14 protein-coding genes and 1 pseudogene are annotated in these 17,947 nt (G+C 58.2%); 7 read left to right on the forward strand and 8 right to left on the reverse strand.

Going from position 1 to position 17,947, the window contains the following annotated elements; genetic code table 11:
* Window positions 1-12: 12 nt before the first annotated feature.
* A complete protein-coding gene (locus LDO27_RS02000) occupies window positions 13-276 on the reverse strand; it encodes a helix-turn-helix domain-containing protein (RefSeq protein WP_043355301.1) in 264 nt (87 codons plus the stop codon).
* Between the two features lie 330 nt (window positions 277-606).
* Between LDO27_RS02000 and LDO27_RS02005 the strand changes: the two genes are divergently transcribed.
* Genes LDO27_RS02005 through LDO27_RS02020 form a run of 4 tightly spaced genes read left to right on the forward strand, consistent with a single transcriptional unit; the run spans window position 607 to window position 2,910 of the window.
* Window positions 607-1,137: an HAD domain-containing protein gene (locus LDO27_RS02005; RefSeq protein ID WP_043355300.1), complete on the forward strand. Its 531-nt coding sequence runs from the start codon at window positions 607-609 to the stop codon at window positions 1,135-1,137.
* 5 nt (window positions 1,138-1,142) lie between these two features.
* The gene (locus tag LDO27_RS02010) at window positions 1,143-1,466 is read left to right on the forward strand and encodes a hypothetical protein (protein WP_066735635.1); all 324 of its coding nucleotides are present in this window, start codon (window positions 1,143-1,145) and stop codon (window positions 1,464-1,466) included.
* Window positions 1,467-1,495: 29 nt separating this feature from the next.
* Window positions 1,496-2,131 carry a hypothetical protein gene (locus tag LDO27_RS02015; protein WP_043355296.1) on the forward strand — a complete coding sequence of 212 codons (636 nt, stop codon included), beginning with the start codon at window positions 1,496-1,498 and terminating at the stop codon, window positions 2,129-2,131.
* A 47-nt stretch (window positions 2,132-2,178) separates the two neighbouring features.
* Window positions 2,179-2,910: a hypothetical protein gene (locus tag LDO27_RS02020; RefSeq protein WP_066735637.1), complete on the forward strand. Its 732-nt coding sequence runs from the start codon at window positions 2,179-2,181 to the stop codon at window positions 2,908-2,910.
* 258 nt (window positions 2,911-3,168) lie between these two features.
* Here the strand turns inward: LDO27_RS02020 and LDO27_RS02025 are convergent, their stop codons facing one another.
* From LDO27_RS02025 to LDO27_RS02035, 3 genes are all read right to left on the reverse strand, one after another.
* On the reverse strand, window positions 3,169-3,807 hold the full coding sequence (locus LDO27_RS02025) for an NAD(P)-dependent oxidoreductase (RefSeq protein ID WP_043355292.1): 639 nt from the start codon (window positions 3,805-3,807) through the stop codon (window positions 3,169-3,171).
* A gap of 98 nt (window positions 3,808-3,905) precedes the next feature.
* A complete protein-coding gene (locus LDO27_RS02030; RefSeq protein ID WP_224039300.1) occupies window positions 3,906-4,649 on the reverse strand; it encodes an SDR family NAD(P)-dependent oxidoreductase in 744 nt (247 codons plus the stop codon).
* A gap of 12 nt (window positions 4,650-4,661) precedes the next feature.
* A complete protein-coding gene (locus LDO27_RS02035; protein WP_043355290.1) occupies window positions 4,662-5,066 on the reverse strand; it encodes a DoxX family protein in 405 nt (134 codons plus the stop codon).
* Window positions 5,067-5,159: 93 nt separating this feature from the next.
* Between LDO27_RS02035 and LDO27_RS02040 the strand changes: the two genes are divergently transcribed.
* On the forward strand, window positions 5,160-5,540 hold the full coding sequence (locus tag LDO27_RS02040; protein WP_043355288.1) for a winged helix-turn-helix transcriptional regulator: 381 nt from the start codon (window positions 5,160-5,162) through the stop codon (window positions 5,538-5,540).
* A gap of 261 nt (window positions 5,541-5,801) precedes the next feature.
* On the opposite strand, the gene LDO27_RS02045 is transcribed toward LDO27_RS02040, so the two are convergent.
* From LDO27_RS02045 to aspA, 4 genes and pseudogenes are all read right to left on the reverse strand, one after another.
* The gene (locus LDO27_RS02045) at window positions 5,802-6,641 is read right to left on the reverse strand and encodes a D-alanyl-D-alanine carboxypeptidase family protein (RefSeq protein WP_052495066.1); all 840 of its coding nucleotides are present in this window, start codon (window positions 6,639-6,641) and stop codon (window positions 5,802-5,804) included.
* A 63-nt stretch (window positions 6,642-6,704) separates the two neighbouring features.
* Complete coding sequence (gene cuyB / locus LDO27_RS02050) at window positions 6,705-8,144, reverse strand: cysteate racemase (protein ID WP_224039301.1); 1,440 nt, start codon at window positions 8,142-8,144, stop codon at window positions 6,705-6,707.
* Between the two features lie 52 nt (window positions 8,145-8,196).
* Complete coding sequence (locus LDO27_RS02055) at window positions 8,197-9,510, reverse strand: dicarboxylate/amino acid:cation symporter (RefSeq protein ID WP_224039302.1); 1,314 nt, start codon at window positions 9,508-9,510, stop codon at window positions 8,197-8,199.
* 52 nt (window positions 9,511-9,562) lie between these two features.
* Window positions 9,563-10,998, reverse strand: a pseudogene (gene aspA, locus LDO27_RS02060) (aspartate ammonia-lyase).
* A gap of 255 nt (window positions 10,999-11,253) precedes the next feature.
* On the opposite strand from aspA, the gene LDO27_RS02065 reads away from it, so the two are divergent.
* Entirely contained in the window at window positions 11,254-12,189 is a 936-nt protein-coding gene (locus tag LDO27_RS02065; RefSeq protein ID WP_052495059.1) for a LysR substrate-binding domain-containing protein, read from the forward strand.
* Window positions 12,190-12,305: 116 nt separating this feature from the next.
* Complete coding sequence (locus tag LDO27_RS02070) at window positions 12,306-16,304, forward strand: PIN domain-containing protein (protein WP_043355224.1); 3,999 nt, start codon at window positions 12,306-12,308, stop codon at window positions 16,302-16,304.
* Window positions 16,305-17,947 lie beyond the last annotated feature (1,643 nt).

A 17,947-nucleotide genomic window follows, 5' to 3' on the forward strand; every position in this document is an offset into this window, starting at 1 on the left:
AACGCCCCTGGCTCAATGACGCGGGGCGCGCTTGCGCGGGGGCGTCACGTCTGGCACGCGAAACAGTTCCGCGACCGGGACTTCCAGGGCGAGCGCCAGCCGTTCAATGACGTCGATCGACAAATTGCGGGCCGCCCTTTCGACGTGTGCCAGAAACGAACGGTCCATGTCCGCTTGCCAGGCCAGATCTTCCTGCGTCCATGCATAGGCCGCGCGCAGTCGCCGAATATTCAGGGCGAGCAATTCACGAGCGGAGGGCTGATGGACACGGGACATGCGTCCATATTGCGGACCGTTCCCTTATCTGTCAGTGGTCGTTGAGTCACAATATTTTCCTGCTATATAAGCTCGCCGTTTCCATGAAAGACAAGGCTTTCCGAACATATTCTTGCGTCAAGGTCTTCTCATTCTGTAGTCGTTGAGACACAATGCCGCCTTTGCAGCGGCCCTTAACCAAGGGCTTCGCGCGGCGTCACACTGCTGCGCACACCGATCGCCGCCCCGCGCGCATAGCACCGAGAGGGCCTGCCGCCGAACGGCGGATCTGGGGCGGCAGGCACGAGCGGCTACGCATTGCCCTGCGTCAGCGCAACGACACGATGCACGATGATTTTGTTTCTGGACTACGACGGTGTTCTGCACCCCGATGCGGCCTATCTGGTCAATGGCCGGCCTCAATTGCGTGCGGCAGGCTCGCTGTTCATGTGGGCGCCGATTCTCGTGGAAGCTCTCGCCCCCTATCCCCAGGTCCAGATTGTTCTCTCCACGTCGTGGGTGCGCGTGCTCAAGAGCTTCAGCCGAACCCAAGCCTATCTGCCCGCTGCGTTGCAGGCGCGCGTGATCGGCGCTACTTGGCATTCGGCCATGGCGCGACACCATGAGGGTGCGCACCGCATCGACGCGAGCTGGTTCAGCGAACTCACGCGGTATGCCCAGATCGCGCGATACGTTGCGCGATCTGGGCTGCGGGCCGAACATTGGCTGGCCATCGACGACGACAGCGAGGGCTGGCCCGTCGCGCTGCGCGACCACTTGGTCGAGACGGATGGGGCGCTGGGGCTTGCGAGCGCGTCGACACGGTGCGACCTGACCCAGCGACTGCAGGGGATGGCCGCAAGCACGCTCAGCGGGAAGTGAACACCATGCTACGCGTGACCGTGGAACTCATTCCAGACGGACAGGAAGACTGCCGCCGAACACTTGGGCAGCTTGAGATCGAGAACATCGCGGGCGATTCGCTGGTGACCGGTGCCTACCGAATCGTCATGGACGAGTTCGATGCGCGGGGCCCGGGGCCGCGCACAACGTTCCGGACCATCGCATCGCTAGACAATGTGGAACGGGACCTCGTTCGCCCAATGCAATTGGTCGGCATGGCGCTTAGCGTCGTGGCACCGGTTAAGCGCACGATGCATCGTTCGGAGGACGTGCCGCAGGGCACCGTGCTATCGCGCGAGTCGATCTAAGACGGTTTCGAGTTGCTGGGAGGGGTACCATGGCTGAAAAATTTGTATTCCGAGACCTGGCGTTTCGCGCGGGTGCACACCTATGGTCCAACCCCAAACTGCGCGGCACCCCGGCGGAAATCCCTATCATCCTCGCGCGTCCGACCCTGTTTGATGTGGTCCAACTCGCCCAACGCTACCCGCTGGAAACGTTGTACCGGGCGAATCGCCGGCTCCGGGCGACCCGGGAGATTTCCGAGCGCCAGTTTCTTCGCACGCAGGAGATTCTGCGCAACATCCAACGCGCAAAGAATGATGGTGCGCTCAGTTGCGAAGATTGCGTGACGGCGGTGACCGTAGGTTACGAAGATCCTCCGAGGGAGGAACGAACGTCGACACCAGCGCAACGACACTGCGCATTGGCGAATTGGTTGCCGGGCGGACTGCAAACCATCAAATCTGAACCCGAAGAATACATCCGCCTTGACGACGTGCCGTCGGAGTTCACGGTGCCTCTCCGTCGATGGCTACGGTGGCAACTCGATTGCGCGCCGGGCCAGTCGTCGGGGTGGCTGATCGATACGCCTGACGGCCAGGGTCTCTCACACGGCGGATGGTGCGCTTTCCTGTCCTGGCTAACCGACGCCTTGCTTTGTCGATTAGATCAAATCGAAGTTGGTATGTGACGAGCATCGCTCCGCCGCCGCTTCGACAACTTTCATGTAGCCGTCCGATGCAAAACTCTCTCGTTGTTCTTTCCCTTCCGGGCGCGTGGGTCTCCCGTGCCGAATTTCTATCCGCGCTAAGTTCTCAAGCGCCAAAGTATCGTCTTGTTGACGGCATGCTCACGGATTTGCACACGGGGGAGAGCGTCCTCATCGAGTTTCGGAAAGGACGTCGTAGGAATACCGTGCTGGATTTTTGGTGTTTTGGTCTGCACTGGCACGACACCAGCGAGATGCGTGCAGTGAGGCAGCACGCGTCGTGCGTCATTATCAAGGGCGCGGGGGGCAGTTTGCATCGGATGATGCATCTGATGGCTGCGGCAAGCGCTGTGGTTCAAGCTGGGGCGCTGGGTGTGCTCGTCGAGCACGTCGGCATTGCCCATACGCCGCAAAAATGGCTGGACTTCGCGAGCGAGGGCGTCGATGGGATTCTTCGGGCGTTTGTCGTGACGGTCGATGGGGCCGGCAGCGGTGCCTATAGTTGCGGTATGCATAATTTTGGGATGAAGGAAGTCAGTGCCCCGGCCGAAATCCCAAACTGTGCGAATGTTGTCGGAATCATTACCCGGCATTTGTTGGTGAAGGGCGCGAGCATTGCCCGCGGACAAACTATCGCCATCGGCGGGAAGGCAGACCGGTATCAATTTTGGGATGTGCGATCTGCGGTGGCTCCCGATGGGGCCGTATTCGACCACCAAATTGGCACGTGGAAGCTGCTGCGTGCCGAGGCCATCCATTAGAGTTCGAGGCAGCGCTGTGGACTGACGAGAACGGCCGTAGGAGGCGCCCTTCACCGACGTCAAATGCCGCCGTCCCGTACGACACTCTTGGTCGCTCATCATTCATGCGCCGAGAGTCCAGTTCGTGACTGAAAGGCGGTGCAACTCCCAACAGTCCCGGAAATCGATGTGTTTTACCGCTTTGTAAGCAGGACGGAAAATCAGCGTTCATGAACACTGGGCCGGGCAGTTAAGCGCTTAGCGGTCTCCTCCCCGAAGTCATTGTCGGGTGCTGATTCCGGGAGCCCGGCGAACGAAATCGTGGTTCGCAATTTGATCAAACATGAATTTGGCCAAGTCTTCACGGGCGACCGTCAGCGAATGCTTGGCGTGACCATACAAGCCGACGTTGAGTTGCTCCGCGGCGTGGCGATTCTTCAATACAGCCGCTCGAACCATTGTCCAATCAAGCGACGAGATACGGATCGCTCTTGCAAGTCCGATCATATCTTCGTAAGCACTTGGCATCGCGAACTTGATGATTGCGGCAGGCAGCCAGATCTTGAGGTCGAAATCATCGCCAGGATCAGCGGCTGTCCCGGTCGAGACCGCGATGAACCGCTTCACCTGCTCGCGTTCCATCGCTGAGATGATTGCCCGGGTCGCCGTAGTGATTGGCATACCTTTCGGGTGTGGCTGCCTGGCAGGGCCCAGCGCCGAAAGCACCGCATCTGATCCACGGATTGCGTCTCGCAACAAGTCAATATCGGTAAACTCGCCTCGGACAATCTGCACATTGGCGTTCTCAAACTTACTGCTGGAACGTGCAAAGACGGTGAGTTCGAAGCCGCGCTGCAGGCCCTCGTTTACAAGGGATGGCCCGGTTTTCCCGGTCGCTCCGAAAAGGGTAACTTTCATCTCTCTCTCAATTGCCGCTTCACAGCCTCAGGTGCTAGTGGCCCGATCAAATTTGATAGCATTGCATACGTGTTCGAACCACGGACAGTTGCTCCGAGCTATCGAGCGCTGTCGATGATCGAGCCGCCGTCGGGGGTAAGGCTGTATCCGGTCAAAAACTGGGCATCCTTACTCGCCAAGAACAGGACGACAGGCGCAATATCGTCTTCCGGCGAACCATAGCGGCCGAGCGGGTTGGTCGGCGGAGGGACGTTGGTTTCCGGACCCCATGTCTCGGCCACCGGCAGTACATTATTCACCGTGATCTTGTCGGGGCCCCACTCACGGGCAGCGGTGCGGGTGAGAGCGCGCACTGCCTCTTTGGCCATGTTGTACGGACCATATCCCACCAAGCCCAGGACACCAGCCATTGAGCCGAAGTTGATGACACGTCCTTCACCGCTCGCCTTGAGGTAGGGGTACGCCGCCTGCATCGTCCGCAGATACGCAATCGGTCCCATCTCGAAATTGCGCTGCAACTGTTCCGTCGACAGATCGGTAATGGAAGAGAACGGCGCGGATGAGTCGAAGGCATTGTTGACGAGGATGTCGATCCCGCCATAGGTAGCGACGACTTTATCCACCGCTGCCTTAATCTCGCCGGCATTGGCGATGTCGCAAAGCGCGCCGATTGCCGTTCCGCCATCAGCGCGAATGTCGGCAACGACCGCATCCACATTGGCCAGGGTGCGCGAAAGAACGGCCACTTTGGCGCCTTCTGCGGCAAACAGTTTTGCGGTGGCGCGGCCGATGCCGCGGCCGGCACCAGTGATGATCGCGACTTTTCCGTTGAGTCGAGCCATGGTTGATCTCCGTTAGTTGAGGGATGTTTGGCGCTCCGCAAATGGAGCGTAGGGGGACGGGGTCTCGCGAGCGATGTTCTGTGTTGCGAACGACGAAACGAGCAGCACAACGCCGACTACCGCAGGCAGCGCACCTCTCAGTTCACGGACGCCAAGGTGAGCCAAACCAGACAGCAGCAGGTGATAAAACATGCCGGCGTAGGCCAGGTCGCTTAGCGGCGCGCTGACGCGCGCCAAAATGGCGGCCACGCCCAGGAGCTTTACCGCAGTGAGAAACGGTACGAGATAGCCGGGATAGCCAAGGTCTGTAAGTGCCTGGACAACCCAAGCCCGTTTGGCTAAATACATCGTCGCGGAAGCGAGATAGAGCAAGGAGAGCAGCGCCGTGCTGATCCAGTACACGTAACTTTGAGTCATGAGGTTTCCTAAAGCTGGGGGATTGCATCGACACGCAACAGAATGTCGTCTAAGCTAAAAGTCAGCAAGTAGGATGAAAAACTGGTGGTTAGTATGGAAAAGAAGACTAATGGCGGCGATGAGATCAACATGCACGAGGAAATGCGCCGGGCATTTGCGCTACTGTCGGGAAAGTGGAAGCTGGAAATCATGTGGCTGCTCAACCAGCGGATCTATCGCTTTGGGGAACTGCGCAAGGCCATACCGGGGATCACTCAGCACATGTTGACGGCACAGCTTCGTGAATTGGAGGCGGATGGCCTAATATCGCGCACGGTGTTTGCTGAGGTGCCGCCGCGCGTCGAGTACGAGATCACGGCAAAGGCGCGCGGCTTGGGGGCCACGATGGAGGCGCTGACAGCGTGGTGGAATGAGTATGGGAGAAGTGTGCCGGCGAAGCCGACGTCGCGCGGGCGCAGGGCAAAGGGGAGTTAGCGCATCCGGCATGAGACTGCGTTTGCCCCGGCACCGGTTCGCATCACGCTCGCCAAGCGCAGGGGTGAGCATCGTCAACCCGCTAGTGAGGGAGAGTCTTAACGTGCCAGGAATTACACAAACTCCCGTCAACGGCGACCTGGAGTTCTCGTGCTTCGCATTGCGCGCCCCCATACGCCGGCACAACATGCAGTCAGAGGGCTATACCGCTGCTTGCCGTTGACCATCCCCAGCGACGAGCGGCTCAGAGCCGCAGCGGGCTCAATGAAAGCCGTAATCGATCAGTTGCCTGCCCGCGACGAAGCGCCCATCGTTGGAGGGTGCGCCGAGAACCACAGCGAAAACACGTCGCATCGCTTTGCCCTTGGCCACCGAGCGCTTTGCCGTGACCGCCAGGCAATAGCCTGCCTTGGCAGTATGGCCCGTCTTCAGGCCATCGATAGTTGGATCGTCCAGCAGCCGATTCTTGTTGTGTCTGGTGAAGCTGCCATAGCTGAAATCCCGCTGAGCGGAGAAGGCCAGGTAGACCGGAAAATCCTCCGTCAAGCGCACCGACAGGTGGGCAATGTCTCGGGCAGTCGAGTAGTGGTTTGGCGTGGTAATGCCGGAAGGGGTGGCGAAGTGACTGGCACTCAGCCCTAGACGATTGGCGTAATCGTTCATTTTCCCTAGAAATGCGTCCTCCGACCCGGCGACCGTACGGGCCAGGACCATTGCCGCATCGTTTGCTGAGACAACAATGAGACCCGTCAGTAGGTCCTGAATGCTGATGATCTGGCCGGCCTGGAGGCGCATGGTTGCCTCGTCGCCGCCCACATGAGCAAGGTCGCTGGCCTCCACACGCACCAACTGTTCCCACTTGATCGTGCTCGCCTTCAGGGCGTCAAGCACGACGTAGGCTGTCATCATTTTAGTTAGCGACGCGGGCTGTAGACGCTCGTCAGCATTCTTCTCGAGCATGACGCGATGCGAGCCGCTGTCGAGCAAAATGTAAGAGCGTGCTGCAATCTGTGGAGCCTGCGCGGCCGTTGCGGGGAGGGGGAGGGCGCCGAAAGCAAATGCCGAGGCGGCAAGAAAACGAGTGAAGCGCAAAAAAGGCATCAATGAACTGTCGTGCGTGGGCCGAGGCGTGAGGCCGCCTCGAGGAGAGCATTGTGTAGGTGACTACGCCTGGGCGGAGGACGCTAGCTGGACGCACCGTTTTGCAAGGACATCAGTTGGGTCCACTAGTGCGACGCTCGCGCTTCCGACCGGGAAGCTGTCGGTCTGCGAGAAAACGAGCGGGAGTTCGGTGCAGCCGAGGATCTGGACTTGCGCACCCTTATTTTGGAGGTGCTCGATGGCTGCCCGAAGCGACGCTGCACAGTGCCCCTGCGTGTAGCCAGCCTTCACGCCTGTCGGGCCATAGATTGCCTCCATCACCATCGCCTGGAAGTCGGGCGGCGGTGTGATCAGTTCTAGCTGCCCTGCGGCAGCATCGTGATATACCCGACTCTCCACCGTGCCCGACGTCGCAAGAAGTCCAACTTTCGTTCCCTTTCCATACTTGCCGACGATGTGTCCGATGGTTTCCGTCAGCATGTTGACGATCGGAATCGAGAGATGCGGCTGAATCCGCTCAACATACGCATGGGCGGTATTGCAGGGGATCGCAATGGCGTTTGCCCCCTCAGATTCCAGACGTTTGCAGGTTGCGTAGAGTGCAACTGTCGGGTCCGCTTCGTGGCGCAGCAGATTTGCCGTGCGATCCGGGATTTGCGGATTCTGCTCCACGACCATCTTAATGTGATCCTGGTCCTTGGACGCAACGGTGTTGCTCACGATCTTTCCCATAAAGTCCACCGTTGCAGCCGGGCCCACGCCGCCGACGATGCCGAGCTTGAACGCCGGATTGAATTGTCCGTCCGCCAGCGACGTCGCATAGTCAGCGTAGATCTGGTTCACGTCGACAATGGGGATACCACGACGTTGCAGGGCGGTGGCGACCAGTGACAGTTCGGTCATGCCTGGGACAATCAAGGAGGCCCCGGCGTCAAGCAACTCCAAGCACGATTGATGGACGTGCTCCAAGGAGAGCCCCTCGGTATTGCCGGCTTTGATGCCGTCGGCGCCGTACACCGCCTCCATCAGCACGGCCTGTGTCGTGGTGGTCGGATAGACTATCTCATAGCGTTGTCTGAAGTGTGTATCGAACAATGCGGCAACGCGAACGTAGTCTGATGCCAGGACACCAATACGCCCACCCTCCGGCAATGCGTCGCGCAACGCCTGGCCCAGTGCATCCATCATGTTGACAATGCGAATGGACAACTCCGACTGGAGTTCATCACGGAAGGTGTGAGATGCGAAACAGGGCATAAGCACCGCATCAACCTTCCTGCTCTCGAATGACTGGCAGGTCTTGAACACGTAGAGCTTACGGCTCGTCATGTTTGCGTCGCGGGTGAGCGGCTCCGCGACATCTCGAAAGGGATGCTGCTCGAACAGGAAGTGATATCGGCCCTGGTCGGCCATGACTGCACGGCTTTTCACAAGCTTGAGGAAAAGATCAGCCCCGGCAAGCGTCCCGAGGCCGCCGATCATTCCAAAGGTAAGGTCTTGCATTGCGTCTAGGTGATCCGGTTTCGAGGCTGATTTCGTGCAGAGAGATTCAAGCTTAGTTCATGGATGCGTGGCGGCTGACCTGTGCGGCGATCGCCCCTGCCGGCGCGACATCTGCGTCATCACCGACCGTTCCAGGTGACGTCTCGTTCTCAAGTTTTGCCACGACAGCGGTGGCGACACTGTTGCCAACGACGTTGGTCGCGGTCCGACCCATGTCGAAGAACTGGTCGATGCCAATGATGAGCAGGAGGCCAGCCTCCGGCAGATGAAACATGGGCAGCGTGGCAGCGACCACCACCAGCGATGCCCGTGCAACGCCAGCCATGCCCTTGCTCGTGACCATGAGCACCAGGAGGATGGTCAGTTGCTGGGTCAAGGACAGTTCGATGTTGTACGCCTGGGCAATGAACATGACGGCGAAAGCCTGGTACATCATCGACCCATCGAGGTTGAACGAGTATCCCAGCGGCAGGACGAAGCTCGACACGCGCTTGGAGACGCCAAAGCGTTCCAGGGCCGTGATGGTCTTCGGGTAGGCCGATTCGCTGCTGGCGGTCGAGAATGCGAGCAGAATGGGTTCACGAATCAGCTTCCCGAGTTGCCAGGTCCTACGGCCGAGGAACAGGAAACCCACACCGAACAGCATCGCCCAGAGGATCGCGAGCCCGAGGTAGAACTCGCCGATCAGCTTGCCGTAGCTGGCCAGAACACCGACGCCTTCCACCGTGATGGAAGCCGCCATCGCGGCGAAGACGCCGACCGGCGCGAAGCGCATCACATAGTCCGTAATGCGAAACATGACCTTCGTCAGTTCTTCAATTGCGTTGACGAGGGTGGAATTGCCGCTGCCCTTTACAAACGCCAACGCCGCGCCGAAGAAGAGTGAGAACACGAGAATCTGCAGAATCTCGTTGTTGGCCATGGCTTCGAAGATACTCTTCGGGAACACATGTGTGATAAAGCCCTTCAGGCTGAAGTCTCCAACCCTGAGGTTGGTCGCTGCCGCGCTGGCTTCGGGGATGGTGAGATTCAAATGGGCACCTGGCTGGAACAGGTTGACCAGCAGTATGCCAAGCGCGAGGGAGATCGCCGAGGCGGAAACGAACCAGACCATGGCCTTCAGGCCAATTCGGCCGACGGCGCCACCGTCAGCCATGCTGGCCAGCCCACCAACCAAGGTGGCGAACACCAGGGGGGCAATGATCATCTTGATCATGCGCAGGAAAATGTCGGTCACGATGCCGAAATAGCCGGCGATTTCCTTTGCGGCCTGGGCATCCTTGGCCAGGCTGTGGCACAGCCAGCCAACGGCTATGCCGGCCACCATTGCAACCACGATATGTGTGGTCAGTCGCTTCGTGTTCATTGTGTCCTCCACCTACAGATGGTCTGACCGGGAACTCGTCGATCCCCGGTGCTTATTTATTGAATGCGATCGGCGCGCGGGGCGACGTCAAGACTTCCGGCCGGAGAATCTCGTTCAGTGCTTCCTGCGACAGCAGGCCTCGCTCCAACACGATGTCGGCAACCTTGCGGCCCGTTTCTAGCGCCTCTCGTGCGACCTCGGTCGAATTTGCGTAACCGATGTAGGGGTTCAGCGCGGTCACAAGCACGATGGATCTGTCCAGCATCTCTCGCATATGGTCACGGTTCGCCGTAATGCCGCGTACGCACTTTTCCTCGAGCGTAGCGCAAGCCTGCGTCAAATGGCTGATACTGCGGAACAGCGAATAGGCAATGACCGGCTCAAAGGCGTTGAGCTGCAGTTGCCCGGCTTCAGCGGCCATCGTGATGGTCATATCATTGCCGATAACTTCAAAGGCCACCTGATTCACAACTTCCGGAATCACGGGATTTACCTTGCCAGGCATGATGCTGGAACCTGCCTGCACCGGCGGCAAGTTAATCTCGCCCAGCCCAGAGCGTGGACCACTCGAGAGAAGGCGCAGGTCGTTGCAAACTTTGGAGAGCTTGACGGCTATCCGCTTGAGCACCCCCGAGAGCTGAACGAATGCTCCGCAGTCTTGTGTCGCCTCAATGAGGTAGGGCGCGGTATGCAGCGGGAGTCCGCTTACGGTGCACAGGTGCTTGCGCACGAGCACTGCGTAGTCCGGATGGGCGTTGATGCCGGTGCCGATCGCTGTCGCGCCGAGATTCATTTCGCTGATGAGTGGCAGTGCTTCGCCCAATCGCTGGCGGTCTTCATTCAGCATGACGGCGTACGTACCAAACTCCTGTCCCAGCGTCATGGGCACGGCGTCTTGGAGTTGCGTGCGACCCACCTTCAGCATGTCGCGGAACTCTGCGGACTTGCGTTCGAAGGACGACTCAAGCAGCGCCATCTGGTCCAGCAATCGCAGCACGCTCCGACAGGTGGCAATCTTAAGCGCGGTTGGGTACACGTCGTTGGTCGATTGACTCATGTTGACGTGTTCATTCGGATGCAGCGCGTCGTATTCACCGCGCTGGCGTCCGAGAATTTCCAGCGCCTTGTTGCACACGACCTCATTGGCATTCATGTTGTGGTCGACGTGCCCGCGCCGCCCTGAATCAGATCGACGGCAAACTGGTCGGCGTGCTGGCCCGCGCGAATGGCCTTGCAGGCCTCGACAATGGCGTTGGCGCGCTGCTCATCAAGCAGTTCCAACTCGCGGTTTGCAAGCGCCGCGGCCTCCTTGATATCGACCAGGGCCACAATCAGCTCTGGGTACTTCGAGATTGGGTCGCCAGTGATCGGGAAGTTCTCCAGTGCCCTCAGCGTATGAATGCCGTAGTACGCGTCTGCCGGCACCTCGCGGTAGCCAAGCAAGTCATGCTCGCGCCGCGTTCCCTTGAAATCTTGTTGAATAGCCATCGCATTCCTCATCAGTGCGCCTTGTTTGCCAACCGGATTCTAGGAGCGCAATGGAATCCACTTTATGAGGATGTAAATTGAAACTATTCCATACCAGAATAGTTTTGCTTGGAGCGCCACATAGCGCACTTTATGCTGTACTTTGATGATCAGGATTCGCTTATTTCTTGCGTTTTCGGTCCATACATGGGGTTTACGTGGGCGTTCGGCTGCCCACTTGGGTACGTGTGACCCTCAGCGGCAAAGAGGTGCCAAATGCAACTGAAGTGGATCGAAGATCTTTTGGCGATCGAACAGACGCACAGCTTCTCCCGGGCCTCAGAGCTCCGATTTGTTACGCAATCAGCACTTTCTCGACGCGTAAAGTCGCTGGAAGATTGGGTTGGCGTCGAATTGGTAGACCGAGGCACCTACCCGGTCGAATTGACGCCTGCTGGCCGCAGGTTCTGCGAGCAAAGCAAAGAATCCGTCGGTGCCATTACGGAACTGCGTTCGGAACTGCGCCAGGAGGCAAAGATGCCAGGCCGTTCCATCCAGATCGCCGCCGGCCATACGCTCTCGTTGACGTTCTTGCCAAGGTGGTTGAAGCAGTTCCACCAACAAACCGGTGATTTCAATGCGCGAGTCGTCGCAGCGAACGTTCACGATGCCGTCGTCGCATTGGCTGAAGGCAGTTGCGACTTGATGATCGGCTATCACCATCCACTCGTGCCGATCCTGCTCGACCGCGACAAGTTCGCCGGCATCACGTTAGGCCATGAGGATTTCATCCCTGTATCTGCGCCAGACGACCGCGGCAAACCGATCTTTTCGCTGCCGGGCACGACCGACGCTCCGCTCCCGTACCTCGCGTACACGGCCACGACATTCATGGGACGCGTTGTCGATATGATCTTGAACAGCGCCGACGCACCGTACCATCTGCGTAGCTGCTACGAGGCGGACATGGCGATGTTGCTGATGAAGATGGTGGTCGAGCGATACGGCGTTGCGTGGTTACCGGTAAGCGCGGTTGCGGAGGAGATCGCAGCGGGACGCCTCGTCCAGGCGGGCCACGACACCTGGACTGCTCAATTGGAAATCAGGTGCTACCGGGCGATTGCCAACGCCAACCCTACGCTGCAAGACCTGTGGCAGTCATTGGACAATACTTCATCGTGTGAACACGTCGAAGATGATGCTCCAGTCTGAACAAGCGGCGAAGGGAAGGGGAGTCGCTGGGACCTGTTGGCAGAATGCGGGGAAGCAATGACCGCGGAATGGTTGCAAGGGTCATCCGTCGACACAGAACTAGAAAGGCCTACAGAATGCGCGCGTTCGAGATCGAGATCTCAAAGCCAACGAATGCTGACAGCTTCGAAAACATGTGCACGGATGTCTACGGTGTCGTGTTCGACGATCCGACTCCAAAGAGGAACGGCAGATCAGGGCAGAAGCAGGGCGGTGTAGACATTTTCGTTACATCAAGAGCCGGTCGAATTGGCATCCAGTGCAAGCGGTATGTCGATGGCGGGGTGACCACCAAGACAATTGATGATGAGGTTGCCGCGGCCGACGCGGCGGGTTGGAAGATTGTCCGTCTCATAATTGCCACGACAGCTGCAAGCGACACGGCGCTCGTCAAGCACGCACAGGAAGTCAGCGACCTTCGGCAGGCCAATGGCCAATTCTTGGTCGAAGTGGAATCGTGGACCGAGATATGCAACCACATCCAACGATACGACGCATTGCATCCGAAATACTCCCCAAACAGCGCGGGCGGTGCCATTGCGGTGCTACGTGAGCAGGGAGAAAGGACTGGGGCGCAGATCGCTGCCATGCCTGCGACGATGGAAGCAACATTCAAGGCGGCACTATTGCAGATGTTGCCTACAGGTCGGACAGATTCACCGAATGGGCTTGTGACGAGGCAGCTTGACAAGGTGAACGACCTGCTGCGCGGCCTGAAATTTCAGGCTGCGCAGGAGTTGCTTGCCACTCTCGAAACCGAGATCGCGAGCTTCGACAGACATCAGAAGGCGCGCTGGACTCTTCAGAATGGCATTGCACACTGGCAACAGAATCGTGAGGAGGTCGCTGCTGAGTGGTTTCTACGTGCCTATGACCTGTTTTGGGATGACGAGCGCATCGCCGCTAACAAAATCCGAGCGCATATCATCCAGGGAGACCTCAAGCTTGCCAACGCTGAAGGGGCACGCCTGCTAGGCCTATTCCCGCTTTCGCTCCATGTTTGGCTAGCGGCTACCAATGCTCGAATCTGCGAGAACGAGGACTTGACGGAAGCCGAATTGCCGGCGCGCTTCAGAGAAGAAGCAGATGCGCTGCAAATGATGGCCTACGCCTTTTATCGGCAACAGAGCGACTTGGCGGTAACCTACGCACGGCGAGCTTTACGCGCAAAGGATGCAGGCCTTTTCACCCGCAAAGGGGCCGCAGGCATCATCGTTAGCGTCGCAGGAAAGGACGGGATTTCCGCGGACTTCGACGCCTACGCCGAAGATTTGCGTGAGGGTCTCGATGAGGTAATCGCCGCGTTCGAGCCTGCGGCAACAGAACTATGGCGGATCGAAAATAGCCAGCACAGGGCCGAAGCTGCCTCGCACGTGGCGCTTGCCCACATGCTAACCGGCAAGCCTGGCGTGGCGCTCGCCATATGCGAGCGAATCGAAACGGAAATTCCTGAGTATGCCGATAACGTGGCCGCCCTACACATCGGATCCTTGCTCTTCCTCCGCCGGCACGAGGATCTTGTTAAATTTTCCATAGCCCACCTCAATGCGCTGGACGAAGACGGATTGCTCCTTGCGGCCGAAACGGCCGCAAACCGAGGCGAGTCCGAGGCATTTGCTCGCATCACTCACGCATTGCGCGAGCATGCGCCGGACGAGAAACCGGTTGTCAAGCTGCTTGAAATGGTGTGCGCGTGCAACTCCGGCCAATCCGAAAAGGTGGTCAAGGAAGTCAGTGAGACGCCCGCTGATGGCCTTGATCTGATTACACTCAGCGCCTTTGCGGGGCTGATGCTCAATGCCGGCCGTGACAGCGAAGCGCTCCGGTTTGTCGAGGTCATAAAGAAGCGAGTCTCCACCCATTCGAGTTCGCGCGAGCGTCTGATCGTCGCGGATATTTTGATTCGCGCCGATCAGTTCTCCGACGCCGTCGGCCTCTTGGAGTCGGTGGACCCCAGCGGCCGCAGCCTACCAATTCAGACGCGACGACTGCGTGCCCTATTGTTTGGTGGGTACCGGCGAAAGTCAAAAGACCTCCTGGAAAAAGTGCCACCCGAATGGCTTTCAGATGACGCCTTCCGCCGCCTAGCGATGGGCGTCGCACAAGAAGCCAATGACTGGAGCCAGCTCGAACTGCTTGCGAGACTGCATCGCGAGGCCCATCCAGAGCGGGCGGAAGCATGGGTCTTTTGGTACCAAGTTGTTCTTCATACCAGACCACCCGCACAAATCCGAAACGCCTTCAGCGAGGCGCCCGAGCGTCTTACGGGGACCCTGAAGCAGATCGCGCACTTGGCGGCGGCAGAGTTGCAGTATGGCAAGCCAGAGGTCGGGTACGCGCGGCTTTATCGCATGTTCCGCTCGAACATGGACGACGTCAGTGCCGCCTCCTCCTATCTAATGGGAGTTTTGATCGGTCACCGAGCCAGACACGGTAGAACACACTTTCCGGAGGTGAGGCCTGGCTCCATGGTGACGCTTGAGGGCGCGGACAGGAGCATCGTAAAAATCGTGATCGATCCTGCAGGCATGACGGATCTGCCGAAATCTGCGAGATTCCTTGCTGCGGACAGCCCGCTGGCGAAAACGATGCTAGGACTGGCATGCGGCGACACCGTTGACATCGAGGGAACGTTCGATGTTCGCAATTTCACGATTCGTGAGATCAGTGATGCTCATCAAGGACTGGGCGAGTACGCGCACGAACTCTTGTCGAAATCGCTAGAACCCGCGCCTGGTCTGCAGCTCTTCAGCCTGACCGAGAAAGAGGATGGGAACCTGGATGTCTCGCCCATCCATGACCGACTCAAGGCGCAAACGCAACGTAGCAAATCGGTAATGGAGCAATACGCCGAGAGCAAGCTTCCGCTTGGCTTGTGTGCGCAAATGCTCGGCGCCGACGGCATGCAAATGGTCTTCAGTTGGGACCAGCGCAACCCTCCGCTCGCAAGTGGTGTCACCACAGCGCCAGAGCTTGAGGCCGCAAGTGCATTGTTGCTCGACCAATCGTTCCCCGTTGTGATGGACGCGCTCACGCTGGCTGAACTTGTCCGCTTTGGACAGGGTGATCTTCTCTCAGTGTTGCCACGGGTGTATGTTTGCCGGGGGACCTACGATCGATTCAAACAAGCGGAAGTCGAGGCGTTGGATTCTCGCGCAGAGGGACATGCGGCCGATATAGATGGGCAGTTCGCATTCTTGCCTATCACGGAAGAGGCTCGCAAGTGGAAGGCAAGCCAATATACCGAAGCATTGAGGCTAATGGACGAACACTGCGAAGTTTGCCCGGTGTATGGGCCGGAGCAAATGCCTCACGAACTCATCCTTCTAAAGGATCTTCTCGATACAGATACCTATGACGCGCTCGCGTTGTGCCTCGAAAAGGGGGCAGCCTTGTTCTCGGTGGATGAACGCCTTAGGAACTGGGTCTATGGAGTGTTTGGTATCAAGGGTGTGTTCCCCTATCTCGTGGCGATGAAGGGCTTGCAGGACGGCAAGATCTCACGTGGTGATCACGCAGAGTTCGCCCTCAACTCGGCGCTGCACAATCGCACCGTTTTCGCCCTTCATGCAGATGACGTCTTTTGGGGACTCCAGCAGCCGCAGATGGCGGCGCGGACGCTTGAATTTGTTGCCACCCACCTCGCAACCGCGCTCAATCGCCGGTACGCGATCGGCCTAGCGCGCGACCTGATTCAAGGAATGCCAAACGTGTCCATGCAGTACGGCGCAGTTGTAGAGTTCGTGAAATTTATCGCCAATGGCTTGTTTCGCAGAAAGGATAACGTCACAGGAATGCGCGAGGGCTTTGCCCGATGGTTGCGGCAAGTAGCGGACATGTTGTTTGCTTATACCTCGCCGTATCCCGCTACACGAGAGATTCCCAGGGAAGACAAGGCTGAATTTCTCAACGTGCTGGAGCATGGCTTAGAAACGGGAATTGCATTGGCCGGGGAGGGCGGCGCGATAGAGCCGCCCGCGATCGGAGCGCTCTATTGCAGAACCGGCTTCGTCGTTCATCAGCCAAATGCGAAAGCGCTCACAAACGTCACGGTGTCACCGGCAACGGCAAGCTAATAGGACGGCGACGGGTCAACGCGTAGGGCAGGGCAGGCCAGCTTTCGTCGCATCACCTATACGTTGCGCATGAATGACGCACGTGCATTTGGCAATCCGCTGATATCGTGGCAGCAATGCGTGGCTAGTAGTCAATCATAAGCGTTCTGCTCGCGTCCACCGACGCTTTGCCGTGACCGCCAGGCAATTGGCTGCCTTGGCAGTGCGGCCCATCTTCAGGCTATCGGCGGCAGTTGGAATCTGCCCCCGTCTGCGAGATAGATGAAGCCCTGCTTCGCGATGGCATAATGGAAGCAGGCCTAGCCTACGAGGCCACCCCAATGTCTCATTGGTGGCCGCCAAAAGCCCGCGCAAGCGGGCTTTTGTTCGTCTCTATGGCTCAGAATTGCGCTGAAGGCGAACCTGAGCACTCGAGCGTGGCGCGATGTGTGAACGAGAAATAGCAGTTAGAGGATTTTCAGATTCAGCGCTAGTTGGCGGCGGCACAACACTCCACAGGCTCGTATAGCCGGTAACCCAGCCAGTGACAACGATGCCGAGACTATTCGCGTATCCATATGCCGAATGGTGGTGCCCTGGGCGGGTGCAGCGGTGCCGATATGCCGTAAGCTAAGCACTCATCCTTGGGATTGCGTAGACATTTTGCCGAGAATCTACGTTCATTCGACGATACGTGACCCTCAACCAATGGGGAGTTGCCTTCCTAAAACGGGCAGCTTCATCCGGATTTTTGTGTTCGATCCTGTCGGCAACGAGGTTCACGGCGTTTTTTACTATTCCATAGATTGAGTCCCGGCCTAAAGGAACAGCTTGCTCGTCTCCGTGGAGCCGGGATACCAAGGGCGTTGCTGACGGAGGAGGAGGAATGTGGATACCACGTGCCGCCAAGTATCTGTAAATGGCATACTTGGCCGAAGGATTCAGGACAATCTTCCTTGCCTGCTGCCCGCTCGCGTTCCTTAAAGAAAGCGACCACGTTTCATCTCCGGAGCTTGGTGACTTGTAGCAAAACAAATCGGACAGGCGGATACAGGCCAACTCCTCCCCGCGGATGCCAGTGTTTCCCATGAACCGAATTACGAAGAGCATCCGCTCGGCCTCGTCATGCGCTGGATGTCCGACTGGAAACTTCTCGCACTCTAACTCGAGCTCTCGGAGTAATCGAACAAACGACAAAAGGGGCAGGGATCTCGAGGGCTTTGTGGATCCCATGGCACTTTTCTTCCGACGGATTCGTCGCTCGCGGAAGAGGTTATATTGGATGTGCCGGAAATCGACCAGAAACGAAAATAAACTTTCCAAGACGCGAAATGCGAATGAGCAGCTCGCGTCCGACAAAGCTCCCTCGAACGGCCGCCAATCTCCGGCAGTACGACGCCGATTGCGCATTCCGCACCAGGAGTCTGGAGGATCCCGGAGAAATGCATCATAGAAGTCTAGGTCTGACGGGGTGATTTCGGCCAACAGCTTTCGATCGATGAAGAGCGCCCAGCAGTAAAACCTATGGACTTCCTTCTCATAGGCACGCTCCGTAGCATGGGTAGCAAATCCAGACAGCCACTGCAGTACAGTCCCCAGCTCCTGATACGCGCCATCATGTAAAGCGCGATCGACGGGATCGCAAGGATGCCCTGGTTGGCATA

It is taken from the genome of Cupriavidus respiraculi (assembly GCF_914271545.1).
GTDB lineage: Bacteria > Pseudomonadota > Gammaproteobacteria > Burkholderiales > Burkholderiaceae > Cupriavidus > Cupriavidus respiraculi.

What these genes read in the sequence shown, in the direction of transcription:
- LDO27_RS02035 (WP_043355290.1), bottom strand. Translation starts at nt 5,066, where the DNA reads ATGACTCAAAGTTACGTGTACTGGATCAGCACGGCGCTGCTCTCCTTG.
- LDO27_RS02065 (WP_052495059.1), top strand. Translation starts at nt 11,254, where the DNA reads ATGCAACTGAAGTGGATCGAAGATCTTTTGGCGATCGAACAGACGCAC.
- cuyB (WP_224039301.1), bottom strand. Translation starts at nt 8,144, where the DNA reads ATGCAAGACCTTACCTTTGGAATGATCGGCGGCCTCGGGACGCTTGCC.
- LDO27_RS02040 (WP_043355288.1), top strand. Translation starts at nt 5,160, where the DNA reads ATGGAAAAGAAGACTAATGGCGGCGATGAGATCAACATGCACGAGGAA.
- LDO27_RS02045 (WP_052495066.1), bottom strand. Translation starts at nt 6,641, where the DNA reads ATGCCTTTTTTGCGCTTCACTCGTTTTCTTGCCGCCTCGGCATTTGCT.
- LDO27_RS02070 (WP_043355224.1), top strand. Translation starts at nt 12,306, where the DNA reads ATGCGCGCGTTCGAGATCGAGATCTCAAAGCCAACGAATGCTGACAGC.
- LDO27_RS02000 (WP_043355301.1), bottom strand. Translation starts at nt 276, where the DNA reads ATGTCCCGTGTCCATCAGCCCTCCGCTCGTGAATTGCTCGCCCTGAAT.
- LDO27_RS02030 (WP_224039300.1), bottom strand. Translation starts at nt 4,649, where the DNA reads ATGGCTCGACTCAACGGAAAAGTCGCGATCATCACTGGTGCCGGCCGC.
- LDO27_RS02020 (WP_066735637.1), top strand. Translation starts at nt 2,179, where the DNA reads ATGCAAAACTCTCTCGTTGTTCTTTCCCTTCCGGGCGCGTGGGTCTCC.
- LDO27_RS02010 (WP_066735635.1), top strand. Translation starts at nt 1,143, where the DNA reads ATGCTACGCGTGACCGTGGAACTCATTCCAGACGGACAGGAAGACTGC.
- LDO27_RS02005 (WP_043355300.1), top strand. Translation starts at nt 607, where the DNA reads ATGATTTTGTTTCTGGACTACGACGGTGTTCTGCACCCCGATGCGGCC.
- LDO27_RS02025 (WP_043355292.1), bottom strand. Translation starts at nt 3,807, where the DNA reads ATGAAAGTTACCCTTTTCGGAGCGACCGGGAAAACCGGGCCATCCCTT.
- LDO27_RS02055 (WP_224039302.1), bottom strand. Translation starts at nt 9,510, where the DNA reads ATGAACACGAAGCGACTGACCACACATATCGTGGTTGCAATGGTGGCC.
- LDO27_RS02015 (WP_043355296.1), top strand. Translation starts at nt 1,496, where the DNA reads ATGGCTGAAAAATTTGTATTCCGAGACCTGGCGTTTCGCGCGGGTGCA.